Below are 21,452 nucleotides of genomic sequence, written 5' to 3' on the forward strand. Positions count from 1 at the left end.
ACCATGGACATGCAAACATCGTTCCTCGATCGACTGTTCGAAGAAGGCCTGCTGATTGAAACGGGTGTGGACGGTCTTTATGGACGCAGCGGCCAGTTCGAGGACGTGATTGCCGCTTTCGAGCGGCTGATCGACCGCACCGGTGGCGCCGATGGCGCCGAAGCGATCCGTTTCCCGCCCGGCATCAACCGCGCCTATTTCGAAAAAAGCGGTTACATGAAGAGCTTCCCGCAGCTCGCCGGCACGGTCCATTCCTTTTGCGGCTGCGAACTGGACCATGTCAGCCTGCTGAAGACCATGGATGAGGGCGGCGACTGGACCAAGGATCAGAAAGCAACCGATATCGTACTGACGCCAGCGGCCTGCTACCCGCTTTATCCAACGATCGCCAAGCGCGGCGCGCTGCCTGCCGGCGGCGGTCTCTATGACATCCAGTCCTATTGCTTCCGCCACGAGCCCTCCAAGGATCCGGCCCGCCAGCAGCTTTTCCGCATGCGCGAATATGTCTGCATGGGCACTGAGGCCAACGTCACCGAATTCCGCCAGACCTGGATGGATCGCGGCGTTGAGATGATGAAAGCCGTCGGGCTCGATGTCACCATCGATGTCGCCAACGATCCATTCTTCGGCCGCGCGGGCAAGATGCTCGCCAACAACCAGCGCGACCAGAACCTGAAATTCGAACTGTTGATCCCGGTCACGTCAACGACCAGCCCGACAGCCTGCATGAGCTTTAACTACCATCAGGACGCCTTCGGCCAGAAATGGGGTCTGAACCTCGATAATGGCGATGTCGCCCACACCGCCTGCGTCGGTTTCGGCCTTGAACGCATCGCGCTGGCGCTGTTTGCGCATCATGGTCTCGATGTGAAGAAATGGCCTGCGAAAGTCGTGGAAACACTCTGGGGCTGATTATCCATGCAGCAGATTTTTCCCGGTCTCGATCCCAAAAACTATGTGCAGCATCCGCTTCATTCGTCCGAAAGAATGTGGCCGGAAACCAATTGCTATATTGATTTATGGATCGAGGTGCTGGCTTCGAAAGGCTTATCCCCGGAAGCCATGTTCGGTTTCACCCTGACGCAGGACTTCGAAGGCGACCAGTTCACCTTCTTCAAGGTGCCGCTGGAAGACCTCGAAGCCCTTTATGGCGTTCGCGCCACCGAGCTTGCGATCTTCGATAAGGTGGAAAACCACATCGAGGCGCAGCTGGAACGCGGCCGCATCTGTCTGATCGAGATGGACAGTTTCTATATGCCCGATACCCATGGGGTGGGCTACCGCAAGGAACACGGCAAGACCACGATCGCCATCAACCGGCTCGATCTCGAAAAGCGGGAACTCGACTATTTTCACAATGCCGGCTTCTTCCACCTCTCCGGCGAGGACTTTGACGGGCTTTTCCAGCATCATCTGGCTGAAACCGACCCGCCTTTCCTGCCCTATACGGAATTTGCGAAATTCGCGGACGGCAATCCTTCGCCGGCGCATGTTCGCAAGACCGCCGAACGGCTCCTGAAGTTTCATTTTTCCCGGCGACCTTCCTCCAACCCGGTCCGGGCCTTTGCAAAGGTGTTTCCGGCACAGGTGGAAAAGGTCGCAGACCGGCCCTTCGGGTTTTTCCACAAATACGCGTTCAATACGCTACGCCAACTGGGTGCCAATTTCGAACTGGCGGCAAGCCACTTCGAATGGTTGGACGCGGATAGTTTTTCTGAGGCAAAGAACCACGCGCTAAAAATCTCCGAGGTTGCCAAGACCGTGCAGTTCCAGCTTGCGCGCGCCGTCACCCGCCGCAAATTCGATGCGCTGGCCACCGTTCTCGATCCAGCCGCGGATGCATGGGACGGTCTTATGCAAAGCCTTGGTAAAAAACTGTCTGATGCCAGCGAGGCCGCGTGAGGACCTATCTTCCGGGTGAAAGCGAGGAATTGCTGAGCGAAGGCTGGACGCTGGCGCTGACGCCCGCCGATGCCTATGAAACGCCCTCCGATATTCCCGCCTCGCTCGAAAGCCTCCATGTCTCCGTTCCCGGAACCGTGGCGCAGGCTTTGGAAGCCGCTGAAAAGTTCGACCGCCTCGCTCCGACGCCCCTCAATGACAGGGACGCCTGGTACAGGCTGACGATGATTTCCGATGTCCGGGAGCGTGCCACCCTGCGCTTCGACGGTCTTTCCACCATCGCGGAGATCTTCTTCAACGGTGAGCTGATCGCGGCAAGCCAAAGCATGTTTGAAAGACTGGAAGTGCCTGTGGAACTGACGGGTGCGGATGAACTCGCGATCTGCTTCAGAGCGCTGGCACCCCGACTTGAAAAAACCGGTCCCCGCGCTCGCTGGCGGCCGCAAATGATGAATACGCAGGGGCTGCGGCTGATCCGCACCACTGCACTGGGTTATATGCCTGGATGGTGCCCGGAAATACACGCCGCCGGCCCATGGCGACCCATCAGCCTGATACGGCAGAACGGAATTCTCTGCACGCTGCAATCTTCGCTGGACGGGGCCGGAACGGGAACGGTCAGCATAGCGCTGCAAGGTAGCCGCCCGATAAAGTCGGCAAAGCTTGGCTGCGCCGGTTACAGCGCCGATCTTTCTCTCGACGAAGGCGGCACACTTTCCGGCGAACTGCGCATAACTGATGTGGAACAATGGTGGCCACACACGCATGGCAGGCCAACTCTGCATGACGTCGTTCTTGAGCTGGACGGCACACAACATCGCCTTGCACGCACGGGCTTCCGGCAGGTCGAGATCGATCACGGCGACGACGGTAAAGGTTTCGGCCTCAGGGTGAACGGTCAACCGGTGTTCTGCCGTGGCGCGGTCTGGACGACGGCCGACATCGTGCGCCTGCCGGGAACGAGGCCGGACTACGAGCCATGGCTTCGAAAAGCAGCGGAAGCAGGCATGAACATGATCCGCATCGGCGGCACCATGACCTATGAAACCCCGGAATTCTTCGCACTTTGCGACGAACTCGGCATCATGGTCTGGCAGGACGCCATGCTCGCCAATTTCGATTATCCGGCAAGGGACGAGAGTCTGCGCCAGCACATCGTCACGGAAATCTCGCAGTTCCTTGAAGCCACCGCGCTTTCTCCATCGCTCGCCATTTTTTGCGGTGGCAGTGAAATGTACCAGCAGGGCGCGATGCTCGGCCTTCCGGAACAGATATGGAAGGGAACGCTGACCGAAGAGGTTCTGCCGGAACTTCTTGCCGACAAGCGGCCGGACGCGGCCTATGTCGCCAATTCCCCCTCCGGCGGCGCATTGCCCTTTTTTCCGAACACCGGGGTCGGCCATTATTACGGCGTCGGCGCCTATTGCCGTCCGCTGGAAGATGCGCGTCGCGCCGGTCTGCGCTTTGCCGCCGAGTGCCTGGCCTTCGCCAATGTTCCCGAACAGGAAACGCTTGACAGGTATCTACCCGGCGTGGCCGTGCACGATCCACGGTGGAAAGCGCGTGCACCGCGCGATCGCGGCGCCTCCTGGGATTTCGAGGATGTTCGCGATCACTATCTGAAGCTGCTTTATGATGTCGAACCGGACGTTCTGCGGCGAGAAGACGGCGGTCTTTATCTCGACATGTCCCGGGCCGCGACGGCCGAAGTCATGGAGGCGACTTTCGCCGAATGGCGGCGCAGCGGTTCATCCTGCCAGGGCGCTCTTGTCTGGACCCTGCAGGACCTCCTTCCCGGTGCAGGCTGGGGTATCATCGATGCCACCGGCAGGCCGAAATCCGTCTGGCATGCCCTGAAAAGGGCGTTTCGCCCCGTCCAGGTCAATCTGCTCGACGAGGGCACGAACGGATTGGACATTCAGCTGATCAACGAGACCGGCGACACCTTCGAGGGTATGCTCGAACTCACCTGCCTGCGCGACGGCGCCCAGCCCGTCGTTCATGCCAAGCGGTCGATCACGCTGTCATCGCGACAGAGCCAGACGATTGCCGCGACTGATCTGTTCGGGGCGTTTTTCGATACGACCTACACTTACCGTTTCGGCCCGCCGTCCCATGATGTCACGGTGGCCCGGCTTCGCGACGTTGCGACCGGACAAGTCATTGCTGATGCATTCCATTTTCCGCTCGGCCGGAAAAAGGCGCTGCAGGCGGCAAACCTCCAGGTCGCCATCAGCCGAAACAACGATATCTGGTCGCTTGAGATCGGCACTGACCGTCTGGCGCAGTCTGTCCATGTTGCCGCAGAAGGTTACCGTGCTTCGGAAAACTGGTTCCACCTTGCCCCCGGCGAGAGCAGAAAGATCGGCCTTGTGCCGGAGACCGCAGGATCTCAGACGCCTCCTTCCGGTGAGGTGGTGTCATTGGGGTCCAGGCGGCGATTTTCCTTTTAGGGCCACGCTCTTCACAGTCTCCATATAGGTTCTCTTCGCCTCAGGCGTGGAGAGGTTGTGGTCGGCATCGGGGATGATGGTCAGCGACACATTTCGATAGGCGGACAGCCCCTGCCCGTCGGCGTCGAAATAATAGCGGAAATGCTCCAGACCATCATCATTATCGCTGTAAAGCAGATTGACGGCAGTCCCTTTTGCCTTCAGCAGATCGAAAGCGCGGTATACGGCCCGTCCTTCCTCGCTGCCACGGCGGAACAGCCTCGCCGTTTTTGTCGAAAGCTTCTTCATCGTCGCCTTGACGATATTCAATCCGGCACTGACAACATCCACATCGCCGCTGATGAGACGCTTGAACGTGGCGCCCTGACGAAACCGCTGACTGTATTCCCCAAAGGAGCGGGGCCGCTTGTGCAACGCCTCATCGACCGAACGGCCTTTCCGCCAGTGGAAGACAACCGGGTTCACGGCAACCACCGCTTCAATCCTGTCATCGACAAGCGCGCCGTTGAAGGCAAGGTATGCGCCGCTACATCGGCCCGCCGCGATGAACGGACCATTGCTGCCCCGTTCTAGGAAATCGAGCGCGGCGGACACATCGTCATTCTGCGCGGCATCGTAAAGAACCTGATCCGGCACGCCTTTGACCGGCGGACTATCGGCAATGTTGGCCGCATCGAAACGGAGGGAAGCGACACCCTCGCGGGCAAGCGCCCGGGCGATCTGCACCGAAAGCCTGCCCCAGCCCGCGTGCCGGTCATAGGCCGCCCCGAGCAGCAAAACCGAGGAGACCGCACGCCGGTCGTGCGGTGTGCAGGAAACGCCAAAAAGTCGCCCGCCCTCACCAAACTGCACCGGCTGTTCGAAAAAACCCTGACCGCGCTGCGCCGCGTTGATGACGAAATCAGCCAGGCAGGCCGCGGAGCCTGAGGCCTGTGTCTGAGAAGAGACCCAGCCCACCAGCCGGCTCACCACATTTTCCGATATTTTCGATAGCGTGGGACTGGAAACGAGATCGTCATAGCCCGAAAATTCGGCCTCCTCCACCTCACCGCCGATTGCGGTGAGGTGTGTGGCGAAATCACCGTCCGTGACGCGGCCCGGCCTCGACAGAACGAGAATGCGGCGAGCCGGAGCGGCATCGAGATTCGAAAGATTGATCTTCTTGACGGTATCGGCCACACCGGCTGGCATCGCCATGCCGGCGATTGCACCAGCCTGTGGCATGCGTTGGCTGGCACGCACGCCAAGTCCATCGTCGATCATCGAAGACCACATCGCCAGTTCGCGCAGATAGGCACGTCCTGAGACGACGGGTGCCAGAAACGCCATGGAGCTGGCGGCTCCGCCAAGCGCCTCCGCAGCGATCGGGCAACCGAGGCCCTGGGCGATGACGACCACGCCCGAGCATCCGGAGAGGCGCCTGAGATAATTCAGCGCCGCCCGCGTATCGGAAAGCCAGTCCGCCACGCGGCTCGCATCTTCCGGATCAAGTGCATCTCCGGTGCCAAGATAGTCAAACCGCAGGCTGGCGACGCCGCAAGCCGCAAGCCGTTCGGCCATAACCCTTTGGAACTTGCGGCTGCAAAGCTCCTCCATGCCCCACGGGCTGACAAAAAGAACGGCGTGTTCCTGCCGCAAGTCCTGGCGTGCCGGATGAAAAATACCCGCAAGCCCGTCAAAGGAAACCGGACGGGCGATCGTGCCGTCCGCCGCGGTGCCGGAAAGCAATAATGCATCGAGGGAAGAATTGCTGCTTGTATGCTCTGAAATATCTATTGCCATAGACCTTGCCACCATTGCGCCAGCGTCGGGCTCAACCATTACGGGATCACTATACCGAAGTGTCTTAATGCCTGTTCTACAATAAAAACAATAACATTAGAGAATCCTAAAAATACCATGTCGTCTGGATCGACGAAAACGCATGCGATGCAGACAGAATGGCTTCGCGTGGCGACAGGTCGCGTTTGAGCCGCTATTTTTCTCGAAACCGCTTGAATATGCTGATAAATAGCGAGTCACATACCTATTTGCAGGAGGAGGTTGCGCCACCCGGCCGCCGGATCATCTAGACACCGCGCAAACCAACACGCCGGGCCCGCCCCGACAGGTCATAGAAGTTTTATATGGAACAAAGCCTTACGCGTTACATCTGGTCGCATACCAAGCGGCAGCAGCTTTTCATCCTGCTGATCGTCGCCCTGTCCATGATCCCTTATTTCCTCGCCTTCGACCTGCCCAAGCAGATCGTCAACGGCCCCATTCAGGGAGACGGCTTCGAAGGAGCGAATGCAACCCAGCTCTTCATGCATCTCACGGTCGATATCCCCTATTGGGGCACCGTGACCCTGTTCCCGGGGCTTGAGCTCAACCGCATGTCGATGCTGATGGCGCTCAGCCTGACATTCCTTGCGCTTGTTATCATCAATGGGCTCTTCAAATATTACATCAATACCTACAAGGGCCGGCTTGGCGAACGGCTTCTGCGGCGTATTCGCTTCGAACTTATCGACAAGATCCTGAGGTTTCCGCCCAGCCATTTCAAACGGGTGAAGGGCGCTGAAATCTCCAGCATGGTGAAGGACGAGGTAGAGCCGCTCGGCGGTTTTACCGGCGACGCCTTCGTGCAGCCGGCCCTTCTCGGCGGCCAGGCGCTCTCCGCCCTCTTCTTCATTCTCGTGCAGAACTTCTGGCTTGGCCTGATCGCGGCCTTCATGGCAGCAATTCAGGTCGGCATCATTCCCAAGATGCGCCGCCGCCTCATCGAACTCGGCCGTCAGCGGCAGCTGAGTGCACGCCAGCTCGCCGGACGTATCGGTGAAATGGTCGATGGCATCGGCACGATTCATGCCTATGACACATCCAATTACGAGCGTGCGGATGCTTCGCATCGCCTTGGCGACATCTTCAAGATTCGCTACGATCTCTACCAGTGGAAGTTTCTGGTCAAATTCATCAACAACTTCCTTGCCCAGCTGACCCCCTTCTTCTTTTATGCGCTGGGTGGATATCTGACCCTGAAGGGCAGCCTCGATGTGGGGCAGCTGGTCGCCGTCATCAACGCCTATAAGGAACTGCCAGGTCCGCTGAAGGAGCTGATCGACTGGGATCAGGCCCGGCAGGATGTGCAGGTAAAGTACGAGCAGGTCTTCGAACAGTTCGATGCGCCGAACATGATCGACGAGAAGGTGCAGAAACTTTCTCCCGGTGCCGTCGCAGCCATCAGCGCACCGCTCGTCGTCGCCAATCTGACGCTCGAAGACGATAGCGGCAGCCGGCTTCTGGAACAGGCATCCCTCAAGATCGAGCCGGGTGAGGTTATCGCCATCGTCGGTGGTGCGGGAGGCGAGGCACTGGCGGATGCGATAGGCCGCACGCTCTGGCCGAGCTCAGGCAAGATCAGCATCAACGACGTCGACATTCTGGAATTGCCGGAATCGCTGACGGGACGGCGCATCTCCTACGTGTCCTCGGACAGCTATTTCTTCCATGCCAGCCTGAAGGACAACCTGCTATACGGTCTCAAACACGCGCCGCTTGCAGAGAAAAACTATGAGGGCGCGGCGCTGGACCATCGTAAATGGGAAATCCGTGAAGCGAAGATGGCCGGCAATCCGCTGATCGACATCAACAGCGAATGGATCGATTATGCTTCGAGTCCGGCAGGCGACGGCAAACCGGAAAATCTCATACAGGCCATTCTAGCTGTTCTCGACAGTGTGGAACTGTCGCAGGATATTCTGGAATTCGCCCTGCGATCGTCGATCGACCCGTTGACAGACCTGCATCTCGCCGCCCGGATCGTTGAATTGCGACATGTCCTGCGCGCCGAGCTGGAAAAGGAAAATCTGAGCGGCCTGATCGCGCCTTTCGAGCTGGAGAGCTACAATAGCGAGGCGACGGTCGGCGAAAACCTGCTTTTCGGCACCATGCGGGACTCGTCCCAGTCAATCAGGACGGTCATCGAAAGCGACTATTTCCGCTCTTTGATGCGCGAGACCGGCCTGGTCAAAACCCTGTTCGAAATGGGCTACACGATCGCCGAGAACATCGTGGAAATCTTCGCCGATCTGCCGGGGGATCACCCCTTCTTCCAGCAGCTCACCTTCATGACGCCTGACGATATTCCGGTCTATCAGCAGATGCTGCAACGCCTTCAGGGCCGGAATTTCGACGAGGCCAATGAAAGCGAAAAACGCGCGATGCTGCGGCTGAGCTTCTTCTATATCGAGCCCCGCCAGCGTTTCGGCCTGCTGACGCCGGAAATCATGAACCGCATCGTCGAGGTCCGGCACATGTTCCACGAGAAGCTGCCCGACAGTCTGAAAAACGTGATCGAAATCTACGATCCGACCAAATACATGAGCGCCACCAGTCTTCTGGATAATATCCTCTTTGGCAAGGTAAGCCACCGCTACACCGATGCTTCAAGGCGCATCACCCGCATCGTTGCTGACGTCATGCGCAAGCAGGGCGTATACGAACGGGTGCTGGCGGTGGGTCTGGATTTCAATCTGGGTGCAGGCGGCAAGCGGCTAGGCCCACTACAGCGCCAGAAGCTTAATCTGGCAAGGGCGCTGATCCGGAAATCCGACATTTACGTCTTCAACCGCCCGCTTCCGGGCCTCGACCCGAGACAGCAGGAAGAAATTGTTGAACGGGTCATCACACTCCTGAAACAGAACAACAATAACCCCTCGATCATATGGGTTCTGTCGAATGCGCACCTCTCGCGCATGTTCGAGAGGGTCATCGTTGTTCATCAGGGGCTGATCACCGCTGACGGAAGTTACGAGACTCTGGTCGAGGAAAACGGTACATTCAAGGAGATGGTCGCGACATAATTCCAAGAATGTGACCGAGGTGGAACAATAACAGGGTAAGGCAATGCTGTTCAAAGACGAAATTCAGATGCTGAAAAGGGTGCCGTTTTTTTCCGAAATGGAACCCTCCAAGTTGAAACTGCTCGCATTCGCATCGGACCGCGTTTCCTATCACGCCGGCGACGTGCTGTTCCGGCAGGGTGACGTCGGCGACGCGGCCTATGTGCTGCTGACCGGAAAGGTGGATGTTCTGGTCGATTCTCCCTCTGGCACTTTGAAAGTGGCGGAAATGACGGGCAACGCCATCGTCGGGGAAATCGCAATTCTCTGCGACAGCGTCAGAACCGCCACCGTCCGCGCCTCCACCAATGTGGAAGCTCTTCGGATCGGCAAGGAACAATTCTTCAAGCTGATGTCCGATTTCCCCGATATCACTATCAAGGTCATGCGCGTTCTGGCCGAACGTCTCACCCAGACGACGGCTGAACTCAGCAAAGCCAGGACAAACGCCAGAACATAAGCGGCAATTCTATGCTCCCCCGGCGGTCGATATTGGAAAAATAAATGTCGTACTATTGCAATATAAATGAAATGCTGACTGAATAAGGGGTAAAGGCATCCGCCCGAAAAGGGCGGGAAATAAGATCTATAGAGACAACGGGCTTCATGGGAGGAAAGCGTGCAAGATTCCGTTGTCATTGGGGTGTGTCATGGCGTTCAATTCCGACACTGCGGGTCGGGAAAGTAACAGAAATTTTCGGGTGAAGATCTGGGGGGCGCGGGGAACGCTTCCTGTTTCAGGTGAAAACTTCCGAAAATACGGTGGGAATACCATCTGCATCGAGGTTCGATGCGGCGACCATGTCCTTTTGTTCGATGCGGGGTCGGGACTTCATCCCGCAGGTATGGCGCTTCGGGCGGAGGGGGTTACCGACGTCGATCTTTTCTTCTCCCATTGCCACTACGACCACATTGTCGGTTTTCCCTATTTCAAGCCATTCTATAATAGCTGCAATGACGTCTCGATTTGGTCGGGTCATCTCGCAGGCGCCATGACGACACGGGAAATGCTCAAGGACTTCATGAGCCCGCCCTGGTTTCCCGTGCCGCTGGAAATTTGCTGCGCAAAAATCGACACGCGGGATTTCATGCCCGGTGATACCCTAGACGTCCATCCGGGCCTCTCGATCCGAACCGGCATGCTGAACCATCCTGGCAACGCCGTCGGATACCGGCTGGACTGGGAGGGAAAGTCCCTCGCCATCATCACCGATACCGAACACGAGCCCGGCGGCATCGACGAAACTGTGCTTGATCTCATCCGGGATACCGATCTTTTCCTTTATGACGCCATGTTTACCGATGACGAGATGGGCCTTTATCGCGGCTATGGCCACTCGTCCTGGCAGCAGGCGATCCGCCTTGCCCAGTTGGCCGATGCGAAAAATGTCGGTTTCATCCATCATGCCCCAAGCCGCAGCGACGAAGAGCTGGACATGATCGAAAAACAGGCGAAAGCCCTGTTCAGCGGCGCATTCGCAGCCATGGACGGTCAGGTCATAGAAATCTGATAGCCGCCGTCATGGTGTTTTTGACTTCGCGTGACTATTTGACCGAAAATCTGAAGAGGCCTCACCAGTCATTGGTGGCTTCGGGTACTTAAACACGCATAATTGACCATCGCCGCTCGTTTGCTCCACGATATTGCCACGAGATGTCATGCACTAAAGACGCGACGATCGACCGACTGATGATTCTGGGCCGAACGACCTCACGATGGGATTTGCATGATCCGTTTCTTTTCGGAAACCAGTTTGAGACGCGCCCGGATTTTATCCGGCCTGATTATATTTGCCTTTGTCTTTTCGCATCTTTTCAATCATTCCCTTGCGCTCATTTCCATCGACACCGCCGAACGGGCACGAAAATGGTTCAGCCTCATCTGGCTCAACCCTGTTAGCAGCCTGCTTTTCTACGGCTCGGTCCTGGTGCATGTCAGCCTGGTCCTGCGCTCGCTTTACCAACGTCGAACGTTGCGCATGCCGCTTCGTGAAGCGCTTCAGGTCATCTTCGGCCTGTCGATCCCCTTCCTCATTCTGAGCCATGCAGTGAATATCCGCGTGTCGCACATGCTCTACGGCATCGACATCGGTTATTATACCGTCGTCCGCCGGCTCTGGATCAACAATCCCATGGGAGGCGCGTGGCAAAGTCTCGCCCTGATCGTCATCTGGATACACGGATGTATCGGCCTCTATTTCTGGCTGCGTTATCGCGACTGGTACCCGAAAATCGCCGGCATCTTCATGACCATAGCTGTGATGCTGCCGCTTCTGGCGCTGCTGGGCTTCAGCGATGCCGGCCGTTGGCTCGAGGAAGTCGACCGCAAATATGCGCTCCCTCCGGGACTGGGCGACACAATCGTTCAGAGAGACGAACTTCCGCTGCAGCGGGAGATGGAAACACGAATCCGGTTTATCACCGGGACGACAGAGGCGATTTTTGCCGGCGCGGTGATGCTGGTCTTCGCGATGCGCGGTGTAAGAAGCTGGCGACAGCGGTTGACGGCCATCGAAATCCGCTACGAACATGGTGCGCAGGCGCGCGTGCCAGCGGGCCTCAGCATTCTGGAAGCCAGCCGTCTGGCAGGCATCCCGCATTATTCCGTATGCGGCGGTAAAGGACGATGTTCGACCTGCCGGGTGAGAGTCATGGAAAGCAAGGGGCCGCTCCCTCCGCCCGGAGACATCGAGCAAACCACATTAAGACGCATCCATGCCGATTCGGATGTGCGGCTCGGCTGCCAGCTGCGTCCCACCCATGATCTCGGCGTTGCCCTTCTGGTTTCACCGCCCCAGCACAGTGACCTGCCGGCGGACGCCCAGCCGGCCCGGCCGGGCCGGGAAGAGGAGATCGCCATTCTCTTCTGCGATCTGCGCAATTTCACGACTTTGTCGGAAGCGAAGCTGCCCTACGATGTCGTCTTTCTCCTGAACCGCTATTTCACCATCGTCGGCCAGGCCGTCGAACAGGCGGGGGGCCATCTCGACAAATTTATCGGTGACGGCGCCATGGCGCTTTTTGGACTAGGCGACGACAGCCAGCACGCCTGTCGCAATGCCATGAAGGCGGCAGCAATCATATTGCGGGATATTGCGATCCTGAACGAAGGACTGGAGAAACAATTCGCCGTGCGTCTTGAGGTGGTGGTTGGCATTCACGCAGGTCCGAGCATCGTCGGGGTCATGGGATATGGGGCTGCCAAAACGCTGACGGCCATTGGCGATACCGTCAACGTGGCAAGCAGGCTTGAATCCAAAGCCAAGGAATTTGGCGCCGCAATCGTGGTCTCCGAACCGGCCATCATACAGGCGGGAAAGGATATTGCCGATCTCAGAAGCGAACAGGTCGCCATTCGCGGTCGAAACTCACAAATGAAGGTGTTTCTACTCTCGGAGGAAGAGAGCGAACGCTATTTGTGACAGGACCCGGAAGTTTGGGGCCGGATCGATCTTTTATATCTTGCGATAGAGAAAATAACGGTCCGTCGGCACGCTCTCCGGAACCGGCAACGGTTTCAGCAGGGGATGATCGAGAGGCAGACCGCTGACAGCGACGCCGCCTTTCGCCAGCATGCCGGCGGCGAGATCGGGCAACCATGTCAATGTGATCGCATCTTTTTCCGGATAGCCCGTGCCGATATCGGCATGCACCATTGCCGCTTCCGCACCGACGAATGCGGGAGCGGTCTGCGATATCTCGCCGATCACCAAGTCTTCGTCTGCCGGAACGGACGAGGCATGGGCGCCCATGGCCCTGTCAAACGCAACGATCCTGCGCCCCGGAAACAGTTCCCGCAGATGATTGAAAGTTCGCCCGTTTCCAAGGCCGATTTCCATGAGCGCACCCTCATCCGGCATATCAAGATTGGCGGCGACATGATTGAGAATGTCACGCTGCGCGGTCAACCGGCGAATGAAACTGTCCAGTCTGCTCATGATCCGTCCGTTATCAGGCCTTGATGATGTGTCTTGCGGAAATGCCCCGGCGCGCGAAGGCGTTTCGCGTGTCGATGATCAGCGGAGCCCATTCGGCAAGGTCGGCATAGTCCACATTGTCATGGTCGGTCGCAACCAGAACAGCATCGAAAGCGCTGATGGACTGCCTGTCCCAGGAGACGGACTTCATGCCCATCAGGTGGCTGTATTCCCGTGTCTTCGGGATTTCGGCCACATGCGGATCAAAATAGGCCGCTTCGCCACCGCGCTCCTGAACAAGCTCGATGAGCTTCAATGAAGGGCTTTCACGAATATCGGGCACATTTTTCTTGTAGGCGAGACCGACGACCAGCACCTTCGAGCGGCTGAGCGCCTTGCCGGAATGGATGTCGAGCGCTTCCGCAACCCGCCCCACAACGTGGCGCGGCATGCCGGTGTTGATTTCACCTGCAAGCTCGATGAACCGCGTTGGCAATTCATATTCGCGAGATTTCCAGGTGAGATAGAAAGGGTCGATCGGTATGCAGTGACCGCCAAGACCGGGGCCGGGATAAAATGGCATGAAACCGAACGGCTTGGTTTTTGCCGCATCGATGACTTCCCATATATCGATACCCATGGCCTCGTAGACGACCTTAAGTTCGTTGACGAGCGCAATATTGACGGCGCGGAAGACATTTTCGGTGATCTTCACGGCCTCCGCCGTCGCATTGGTCGAGACCGGAACGATTTTCTTGACCACCGATCCGTAAAAAGCCGCCATCAGCTGCCCAGCGGCCTCGCCGTCACCCGCAACGACCTTCGGAATGGTCGACGTCTCAAAGTCCCGGTTGCCGGGATCTTCCCGCTCGGGGGAAAAGCCGATGAAGAAATCGATACCTGAGACGAGACCGGTGCTCTCCAGAATGGTTTTCACAATCCCATCGGTAGTGCCGGGATAGGTGGTGGATTCCAGCACCACAAGCTGCCCCGTGCGCAGATGCACGGCAATGTCGTGACAGGTCTTCTCGACATACGAAAGGTCTGGCTCGCGATACTTCGTCAACGGCGTCGGTACGCAGATGGCGATCACGTCACACTCGGCCAATCTGGAGAAGTCGCATGTGGCAACAAAGCCGTCATTTTGCTTGGCTCCTGCGAGCACGGCATCCGAAACCGCCTCGATATAGCTCTGACCCGCATCTATCGCAGTAATTTTACCGGGGTCGATGTCGAAACCGACAACCTTGAAACCAGCTCTGGCGATTGTCATGGCAAGCGGCAGGCCCACATAGCCGAGGCCGATCACGCCCGCTTTGGCGCTCTTGTTCTCAATGCTGGAAAGCAGGGCTTGGGAAATGTCTGGAGAAGTCAAAGCGTGTCACGCTCCGCGCATGTGCAAAAGATGTCTTTCAGTTGGGCAAGAATGGCGAGGCTGTCAAGGCTCCGCGTCTTCAAATTCCGGTTGACGCCAGAGGCACGACCAACGCACAACCATCCGTATGAAGATCGCGTTTTATTCGCCGCTCAAAGCACCCAACCACCCCGTTCCTTCCGGCGACCGGTTGATGGCCCGCCTATTGATGCAGGCGATGGCAATGGGTAGCCATGAGGTTTTTGTCGCGTCCGAGCTGCGAAGCTTCCTGAGACAGCCGGATGATCCCGAGCGGTCGTCCCTCGCCGACCGGGCCGAACGTGAAGTAGAGACTATTGCGGAGCGCTGGCGGTTGCACGGCGCACCGGACCTGTGGTTTTGTTATCACCCGTACTACAAGGCTCCAGACCTGCTCGGACCGGAACTCACCAGCCGTTTCAATATATCCTACGTCACCGCCGAAGCATCCTATTCGCCAAAGCGCAACGCCATGGGCTGGCAGGCAGTGCAGGACGGGTTGTTGTCGTCGTTGAACGAAGCCGCAGTCAATATCTGCTTCACCGAACGGGATCGCGAAGGGCTCGTACAGGCCTCTCCTGGGCTTCAATGGGCGATGCTTCCGCCTTTCATCGACCCCGCGCCCTTCCTCAAGGTTGTTCCCCAGCCGAAACGGACACGGCTCATCACCGTCGCCATGATGAGGGCGGGCGACAAACTCGAGAGCTATCGCGCCCTGTCGAACGCTCTCGCCCTGCTACCACAAGACCTAGACTGGACACTTGAGATCGTTGGCGACGGTCCGGAACGTGAGGCGGTGCAAGCCATGTTCAGCGGCTTCCCTGAAAATCGCCTCGTCTGGCACGGGCAAAAAGCCGCAGACGAGATCGCAGCGCTTCTCTCGAAAGCTGCCATTTATGTCTGGCCGGGTCACGGCGAGGCCTACGGCCTTGCCTATCTGGAAGCACAGGCAGCCGGCCTGCCCGTCATCGCCGAAAAAGTGGCGGGCGTTCCCGAAGTCGTAAAATCTGGCGCCACCGGATTACTGACACCTGAAAATGATAGTGCCGCTTATGCCGATGCGATCAAGGCCCTGCTTTACGACGACAGGCGGCGACAGGAACTGGCAAAAGCAGCCCGCCGGTTCGTCATGCATGAACGGTCTCTGGAAAATGCCGCAACCAAGCTGAACGATATTTTGATGCAAGCAAAGGCACGAAGATCATGAGTCTCGAAAAACTCGTCGCAGCACTGGACGAATGTGGCCGTCGCGGCATTTCGGCCGATCTGTGGCTCAGGGACGACGATGCAGTGGACCCGACGGGGGCACTCGATACCCTGCTTGATCTTTGCGAGAGTTTCTCGGTTCCGATCACCCTCGCGGTCATTCCCAAAACGACGACCCGCAGGCTCGCGCAGCATCTGGATGCCTCGGACATTGCCCAGGTGGCGGTTCACGGCTGGTCGCATACCAATTATGCCGGCGATGGACAAAAGAAACAGGAGCTTGGCCTCCACCGGGAACTTCCCCTCGTTCTCGACGAGCTGCAGTCCGGGCTGGAAAAACTCTACGATCTGCATGGACCGCGTGTCGTGCCTATGCTGGTGCCACCGTGGAACCGCATCGACGCCCATATAGTGAGGGAACTGACAGGGCTTGGATATCGGGCCCTCTCCGTTTTCGGTCCGGAGAAGGACACAGCGCCGCCATGTCTGAATACGCATGTGGATGTGATCGATTGGCATGGCAGCCGCGGCGGCCGTGACCACGATGTCCTGTTTGCCGAGACGGCGGCCCGCATCCTGCGCGCTGCCGAGGAAGGCGGCACAATCGGCATCCTTACCCATCATCTCGTGCATGATGACACCGTCTGGCATTTCCTCCGGCGGCTTTTCGAGGTGACCGCACGGCACCGCGCAGCACGCTGGTGCTCCTCTAAAGACCTCGTCGAAGCAATCTCACCATGATTTCCAGGCGATCAGCAGCCCGCCGGCATCCTTGGCCAGATCCCGCCTGATCGCGTCAACCGTATCAAACGGCGTTCGGTCCGGAACGGATGCCGCGACAAACGCTGCCGGTGCAAGGCTGATGCTTCCCTGCCGGGCAATGACGGTGAAAATCAACGGGCCGGTGGACCACCACGCCGGCGCGCGCGGCATTTCTTCGAGAATGTCGGGAAAGGCGGCCAGCATTTTGCGAAAGACCGGATGCGCAGCTGGAGCGGCAATGAAGGAATTAGCGAGAAGCATACTTCCCTGTCCGGTATTCCGCGGCGTTTTTTCATCAAACGCCGTGAGACCCGTAAGGGGAAGGAATGAATCGAAACTCGCGTCGTCGCGCGCCGGATACCAGTCGCAGTCGAGATAGATGCCGCCGAACCGCTCGAGCAGGATGTAGCGGGCGACGTCAACAGCACCCGGATAGTCGCCCTCGCTCAGCATCCTGTTAAAGACGCTATTCGCAAAAACCCCTTCCCGCTCAAGATCGGCTTCCCGCCAAAGGCGATAATCGTAGCCGTGCTTCAGCGCATGGGCAGCCCAGGCCTCGACCGACATGGGCGGCGATTTCTCGCCAATCCATATCTGATGAATGAGCCTCGGCACACCCTCCCGGCTTTTGAGGTTTATTGTGCGGCGTTCTTCCACGGAAAATCGCGCATATTTTTCCAGCACCTGCGGGGGCGGCACCAGCGTATACTGATAACCGATCTTCGCGACCATATCGCCTTCGGCCTTGGCAAGACGCAGCCGTGCGGCATGCAGCCGGCGCGGCAGGCCGAGCACCGTCTGTTCTCCCATCAGATGCCCGTCCTTTGCTGCAACCAGCGATAAGAGAAGCGCGTTCGCCTCAGCATATTGGCCGTTATTCTGCAACTGACGCGCATCGTTCAGCTTGGCGTCGTAATATTTCTTGTCGGACATGGATCCTCGTTCGAAAGCTCCCGTCAGCATATTACGAAACAAGCGCGGTGGGGCAAGTCGCAGCATTTCGGAAGCCGGCTTCAAATTTGCTAAAGAATTCGATGTTTCAGAAGGATAGACAGACAACAAACCCTGCGATAACGTTGCTTTAAGCCCTCCCGAGCAATTGTCACAAGGCAACGATAAAGAGGCGGCAAGGAACCCTTTGGCATGAGCGCAGGCGCAGATTTGCTCCGTATCGAAAATCTGCAGGTCTCGTTTTCTCTCATGGGTGGAACGATCGATGCAGTCAGGGGGGCGAGCCTCCGCATTCTTCCGGGAAAAGTAACCGCATTGGTCGGTGAATCCGGCTCCGGAAAATCCGTCATTGGCCAGACGATCATGGGCATCCATCCCAAGACCGCTCGTGTGAATGGCCGCGTGCTGTTCACCGATCCGGAAAACACTGCGGGCGGTCCCGTCGATCTTTTGCAATTGCCCAAAGACGGCCGCGAAATCCGCGCCATCCGTGGCAACCGCATCGGGCTGATCTTTCAGGAGCCCATGACCTCGTTTTCGCCGCTGCACACCATCGGCAACCAGATTGACGAGGCGCTCAGAATCCACAGCATCCTTTCGCCGGCGGAACGTGCGGAAAAAATGTATGAGACACTCGATCTCGTCGGGTTTTCGAACCCGAAGAAGGTCGTGAACATGTATCCTTTCGAGCTTTCAGGCGGCATGCGCCAGCGCGCCATGATCGCCATGGCGCTGATCTGTCGTCCCGCGCTTCTGATCGCCGACGAACCCACGACAGCGCTTGATGTGACCATTCAGGCGCAAATCCTCAAGCTGCTGCGTGACCTGCAGAGCAGGCTGAATATGAGCATGCTGCTCATCACCCATGACCTCGGCGTGGTGGCGAACATTGCAGATGAGGTTGCCGTGATCTATCAGGGCGAGATCATGGAAGCCGGCACGGTCGATGATATCTTCAAATCGCCAGCCCATCCCTATCTCAAGGGTTTGATGGCAGCCGTTCCGCATTTCGACATGAAGCCGGGCGAGAGGCTGAAGGCGCTACGCGAAATCAACGTCGACCATGAAAGCCTGGTGGGCAAGAAGACCGCGACGGTCAACAAAACCCCTGGTCCGCTTTTGACCGTGGACAATATCAGCAAGACGTTCACGACGCGCAAATCGAGCTGGTTCCGCAAAGGTGACGCCAGCGCAACCAAAGCGGTAAACAGCGTCAGCTTTGAGATCCGTCGTGGAGAATGTCTGGGACTGGTCGGCGAAAGCGGCAGCGGCAAGACAACCGTCAGCAAAATCCTCATGCGCGCCGTTCGCCCGGATCAGGGTTCCGTCACCTTCCACCGTCCGCAGGGCGATATCGATGTCCTCAACGCCCGGGACGATGACCTGAAAGAGCTCCGGTCGAAGATACAGATGGTCTTTCAGGACCCGATATCCTCGCTATCGCCGCGCATGACCGTGGGAAACATCCTAAGCGAGCCGCTGGAAATCCACGGTCGGGGTGATGCGAAATATCGCTCCGAAAAAGTGCGCAACCTCGTCAGGGCCATCGGGCTTGGGGGAAAGCGCGCTGAACCGTTATCCGCACAGTTTTTCGGGCGGGCAAAGACAACGTATCGGCATTGCAAGAGCCCTCGCACTTGGCCCGGAACTGCTGATCTGCGACGAACCCGTCTCCGCTCTCGATGTTTCCGTGCAGGCGCAAATTCTCAATCTGCTGAAAGATTTGCAGCAGGATCTCGGGCTTACCTACCTCTTCATCTCGCATAATCTTGCGGTGGTGGATTATATGGCCGATCGCGTGGCGGTCATGTGCGAGGGCCGCATCGTGGAGCTGGCGCCACGGGAAATCCTGATGCGCGCTCCGGTGCATCCCTATACGAAATCCCTGCTGGCCGCCGTGCCTTTCCCCGATCTCGACCGTCCGCTCGATTTCCGCACCATCGGCAAGATCAGTGCGACGGGCAAATTCGACTGGGGCAAACAGTTCCGCGACGAGGGGGATGGCGAGATGGTATCGGCCGATCTTGGGGAGGGCCATTTCGTACTTGCGAACGGCAATGCCGACATGCGGGAGCTTCGCCCTTGATCACGCGTCGCACCGCTCTCGCTCTCTTGGCCTCCGTCTTTGTGCCGGCTGATGCGCGGGCCTCCTATACCGACCCCACCTATTTCAAGGAAAAGCGCGAAAAGGGCGAATTGCCCGACATCGCCGAGCGCCTGCCGAAAAACCCGCGCGTCATCGACATGAAGGCACTTGGCCGAGAGCCGGGGAAACATGGTGGATCGGTACGTATGCTCATTGGCGGCCAGCGCGACATTCGCCTGATGCCGATCAGCAGCTATGCCCGCCTTGTCGGTTACGACGAAAAATTCGAGCTTCATCCGGATATTCTGGAAAGCTACGACGTACAGGAAGAACGCATCTTCACCTTCAGGCTGCGCGAAGGCCATAAGTGGTCCGATGGCAGTGATTTCACGTCAGAGGATTTCCGCTATTTCTGGGAAGATGTTGCCCTCAATAAGGAAATCCACAAGGGCGGTCCGCCGATCGAGCTTCTGGTCAATGGCAAACCGCCCCAGATCGAGGTCGTTGACCGGCTGACCGTGCGATACACCTGGGACGGCCCCAATCCGGATTTTCTGGCGAAACTGGCGGCCGCCTCGCCGGCGCGGCTGTTCTTGCCTGCCGCCTATATGAAACAGTTCCACATCAAATATCAGACGGCGGAAAAGCTCGCCAAGCTGATCAAGAAAAACAAGACAGACGACTGGAGCGGGCTGCATATCAAGATGTCGCGGCAGGTGCGTCCCGAAAATCCGGATCTGCCGACGCTCGATGCCTGGCGTAACACCACCGCGCCGCCGGCCGAACAATTCGTGTTCGAACGCAACCCCTATTATCACCGCGTCGATGAAAACGGCCTGCAACTGCCCTATCTCGACCGCTTCCTGCTCAACGTCACCTCGTCGGATATCATCTCGGCCAAGACGGCGTCGGGCGATAGCGACCTGCAATATTTCGGCCTCGATTTCGCTGATTACACTTTCCTGAAGGATGCTGAAAAGCGCTTCCCCCTGAAAGTTAACCTCTACAAGCGCTCCCAGGGCTCGCGCATCGCGCTGCTGCCAAATCTCAATTGCGCCGACCCGGTCTGGCGCAGCGCTTTCCAGGATGTGCGTGTGCGCCGCGCGCTCTCGCTCGCGATCAACCGGCACGAAATCAACATGGTCTGTTTTTACGGGCTCGCGAAGGAAAGCGCAGATACCGTACTGCCGGAAAGCCCGCTTTACCGGCAGGAATTTGCGGACGCCTGGAGCGCTTTCGACCGCGCAACGGCCAACAGGCTGCTCGATGAAGCGGGTCTCGACAAGCGCGACAGTGCCGGCCTTCGGCTCCTGCCTGATGGTCGACCCGCCTATATCATTGTCGAGACGACAGGCGAAAGCACGCTGGAAACAGACGTGATGGAGCTGGTGACGGATCACTGGCGACATATCGGCATTGCCGTTTCTGTCCGCCCCACCCAGCGCGATGTTTTCCGCAAGCGCGCCATGGGCGGAGAAGTACTGATGTCGGTGTGGATGGGTATGGACAATGGCGTGCCAACGGCCGACATGCTGCCTTCCGGCCTTGCCCCCACCGGTGACGACCAGTTGCAATGGCCGGTCTGGGGGATTCACTATCTATCCGGCGGCCGTGAAGGCAAAGAGCCCGATCTGCCGGAAGCGGCCCATTTGCTTGATCTTCTGAAAAAATGGCGTCGAAGCGTCACCGAGGAAGAACGTCAGGCAATCTGGCTGGAAATGCTTGGCGTCTATACGCAGCAGGTATTTTCCATCGGCATCGTCAACGGCGCGCTGCAGCCCGTCGTCCATGTCAAGCGCATGCGGAACGTGCCGGAAAAGGCGCTTTTCGGTTATGAACCCACTTCCTATCTCGGCGTCTACATGCCGGATAGCTTCTGGTATGACGGAGACGCCTGAT

The 21,452-nt window shown here is 58.0% G+C and carries 14 protein-coding genes and 1 pseudogene; 11 read left to right on the forward strand and 4 right to left on the reverse strand.

All coding sequences use genetic code 11. The annotated features are described in order from the left end of the window. Positions 1-3: 3 nt before the first annotated feature. Genes QE453_RS21195 through QE453_RS21205 form a run of 3 tightly spaced genes read left to right on the forward strand, consistent with a single transcriptional unit; the run spans position 4 to position 4,355 of the window. The gene (locus QE453_RS21195; protein ID WP_037090280.1) at positions 4-912 is read left to right on the forward strand and encodes an amino acid--[acyl-carrier-protein] ligase; all 909 of its coding nucleotides are present in this window, start codon (positions 4-6) and stop codon (positions 910-912) included. 6 nt (positions 913-918) lie between these two features. After that, positions 919-1,902, forward strand: coding sequence for a DUF1839 family protein (locus QE453_RS21200; protein ID WP_006699104.1), 984 nt, complete (start codon positions 919-921; stop codon positions 1,900-1,902). Next, the gene (locus QE453_RS21205) at positions 1,899-4,355 is read left to right on the forward strand and encodes a glycosyl hydrolase 2 galactose-binding domain-containing protein (RefSeq protein WP_309777927.1); all 2,457 of its coding nucleotides are present in this window, start codon (positions 1,899-1,901) and stop codon (positions 4,353-4,355) included. Before QE453_RS21200 ends, QE453_RS21205 begins: the two co-directional genes overlap by 4 nt. On the opposite strand, the gene QE453_RS21210 is transcribed toward QE453_RS21205, so the two are convergent. After that, complete coding sequence (locus QE453_RS21210; protein ID WP_244456016.1) at positions 4,323-6,137, reverse strand: alpha/beta fold hydrolase; 1,815 nt, start codon at positions 6,135-6,137, stop codon at positions 4,323-4,325. The two genes, QE453_RS21205 and QE453_RS21210, sit on opposite strands and share 33 nt — an antisense overlap. A gap of 344 nt (positions 6,138-6,481) precedes the next feature. Here QE453_RS21210 and QE453_RS21215 point away from each other — a divergent pair, with 344 nt between their 5' ends. The 4 genes from QE453_RS21215 to QE453_RS21230 all read left to right on the forward strand — a co-directional run bounded on the left by QE453_RS21215 (position 6,482) and on the right by QE453_RS21230 (position 12,660). Further along, on the forward strand, positions 6,482-9,199 hold the full coding sequence (locus QE453_RS21215; RefSeq protein WP_006699101.1) for an ABC transporter ATP-binding protein: 2,718 nt from the start codon (positions 6,482-6,484) through the stop codon (positions 9,197-9,199). 43 nt (positions 9,200-9,242) lie between these two features. Further along, complete coding sequence (locus QE453_RS21220; RefSeq protein ID WP_004443676.1) at positions 9,243-9,698, forward strand: cyclic nucleotide-binding domain-containing protein; 456 nt, start codon at positions 9,243-9,245, stop codon at positions 9,696-9,698. A gap of 190 nt (positions 9,699-9,888) precedes the next feature. Then, the gene (locus tag QE453_RS21225; RefSeq protein ID WP_051634456.1) at positions 9,889-10,749 is read left to right on the forward strand and encodes an MBL fold metallo-hydrolase; all 861 of its coding nucleotides are present in this window, start codon (positions 9,889-9,891) and stop codon (positions 10,747-10,749) included. Positions 10,750-10,965: 216 nt separating this feature from the next. After that, a complete protein-coding gene (locus QE453_RS21230; protein ID WP_309777929.1) occupies positions 10,966-12,660 on the forward strand; it encodes an adenylate/guanylate cyclase domain-containing protein in 1,695 nt (564 codons plus the stop codon). Between the two features lie 33 nt (positions 12,661-12,693). On the opposite strand, the gene QE453_RS21235 is transcribed toward QE453_RS21230, so the two are convergent. Together QE453_RS21235 and QE453_RS21240 are read right to left on the reverse strand one after the other, a co-directional pair. Beyond that, complete coding sequence (locus QE453_RS21235) at positions 12,694-13,176, reverse strand: class I SAM-dependent methyltransferase (RefSeq protein WP_113382066.1); 483 nt, start codon at positions 13,174-13,176, stop codon at positions 12,694-12,696. Positions 13,177-13,189: 13 nt separating this feature from the next. Further along, positions 13,190-14,530, reverse strand: coding sequence for a nucleotide sugar dehydrogenase (locus tag QE453_RS21240; protein WP_162749683.1), 1,341 nt, complete (start codon positions 14,528-14,530; stop codon positions 13,190-13,192). A 127-nt stretch (positions 14,531-14,657) separates the two neighbouring features. Here QE453_RS21240 and QE453_RS21245 point away from each other — a divergent pair, with 127 nt between their 5' ends. Together QE453_RS21245 and QE453_RS21250 are read left to right on the forward strand one after the other, a co-directional pair. Continuing rightward, a complete protein-coding gene (locus tag QE453_RS21245) occupies positions 14,658-15,755 on the forward strand; it encodes a glycosyltransferase family 4 protein (protein ID WP_004443685.1) in 1,098 nt (365 codons plus the stop codon). Then, complete coding sequence (locus QE453_RS21250; RefSeq protein ID WP_309777932.1) at positions 15,752-16,495, forward strand: polysaccharide deacetylase family protein; 744 nt, start codon at positions 15,752-15,754, stop codon at positions 16,493-16,495. Before QE453_RS21245 ends, QE453_RS21250 begins: the two co-directional genes overlap by 4 nt. Here the strand turns inward: QE453_RS21250 and QE453_RS21255 are convergent. Continuing rightward, positions 16,487-17,449, reverse strand: a complete 963-nt coding sequence (locus QE453_RS21255; protein WP_244456020.1) for a glycosyltransferase family 32 protein — start codon at positions 17,447-17,449, stop codon at positions 16,487-16,489. The genes QE453_RS21250 and QE453_RS21255 overlap by 9 nt on opposite strands. A 210-nt stretch (positions 17,450-17,659) precedes the next feature. Here QE453_RS21255 and QE453_RS21260 point away from each other — a divergent pair. Beyond that, positions 17,660-19,553, forward strand: a pseudogene (locus QE453_RS21260) (ABC transporter ATP-binding protein). Further along, positions 19,550-21,451 (forward strand): ABC transporter substrate-binding protein, encoded by a 1,902-nt coding sequence (locus tag QE453_RS21265; protein WP_309777935.1) that lies wholly within the window; start codon positions 19,550-19,552, stop codon positions 21,449-21,451. The pseudogene QE453_RS21260 and the gene QE453_RS21265 overlap by 4 nt, the downstream one beginning before the upstream one ends. Position 21,452 lies beyond the last annotated feature (1 nt).

The sequence above is a fragment of the Agrobacterium sp. SORGH_AS_0440 genome (genome assembly GCF_031453135.1).
GTDB lineage: Bacteria > Pseudomonadota > Alphaproteobacteria > Rhizobiales > Rhizobiaceae > Agrobacterium > Agrobacterium pusense.

Bases quoted from the DNA above. Each gene is read 5' to 3' on its own strand.
- QE453_RS21235 (WP_113382066.1), bottom strand. From the start codon at position 13,176: ATGAGCAGACTGGACAGTTTCATTCGCCGGTTGACCGCGCAGCGTGAC.
- QE453_RS21255 (WP_244456020.1), bottom strand. From the start codon at position 17,449: ATGTCCGACAAGAAATATTACGACGCCAAGCTGAACGATGCGCGTCAG.
- QE453_RS21245 (WP_004443685.1), top strand. From the start codon at position 14,658: ATGAAGATCGCGTTTTATTCGCCGCTCAAAGCACCCAACCACCCCGTT.
- QE453_RS21195 (WP_037090280.1), top strand. From the start codon at position 4: ATGGACATGCAAACATCGTTCCTCGATCGACTGTTCGAAGAAGGCCTG.
- QE453_RS21220 (WP_004443676.1), top strand. From the start codon at position 9,243: ATGCTGTTCAAAGACGAAATTCAGATGCTGAAAAGGGTGCCGTTTTTT.
- QE453_RS21225 (WP_051634456.1), top strand. From the start codon at position 9,889: ATGGCGTTCAATTCCGACACTGCGGGTCGGGAAAGTAACAGAAATTTT.
- QE453_RS21210 (WP_244456016.1), bottom strand. From the start codon at position 6,137: ATGGCAATAGATATTTCAGAGCATACAAGCAGCAATTCTTCCCTCGAT.
- QE453_RS21215 (WP_006699101.1), top strand. From the start codon at position 6,482: ATGGAACAAAGCCTTACGCGTTACATCTGGTCGCATACCAAGCGGCAG.
- QE453_RS21230 (WP_309777929.1), top strand. From the start codon at position 10,966: ATGATCCGTTTCTTTTCGGAAACCAGTTTGAGACGCGCCCGGATTTTA.
- QE453_RS21200 (WP_006699104.1), top strand. From the start codon at position 919: ATGCAGCAGATTTTTCCCGGTCTCGATCCCAAAAACTATGTGCAGCAT.
- QE453_RS21250 (WP_309777932.1), top strand. From the start codon at position 15,752: ATGAGTCTCGAAAAACTCGTCGCAGCACTGGACGAATGTGGCCGTCGC.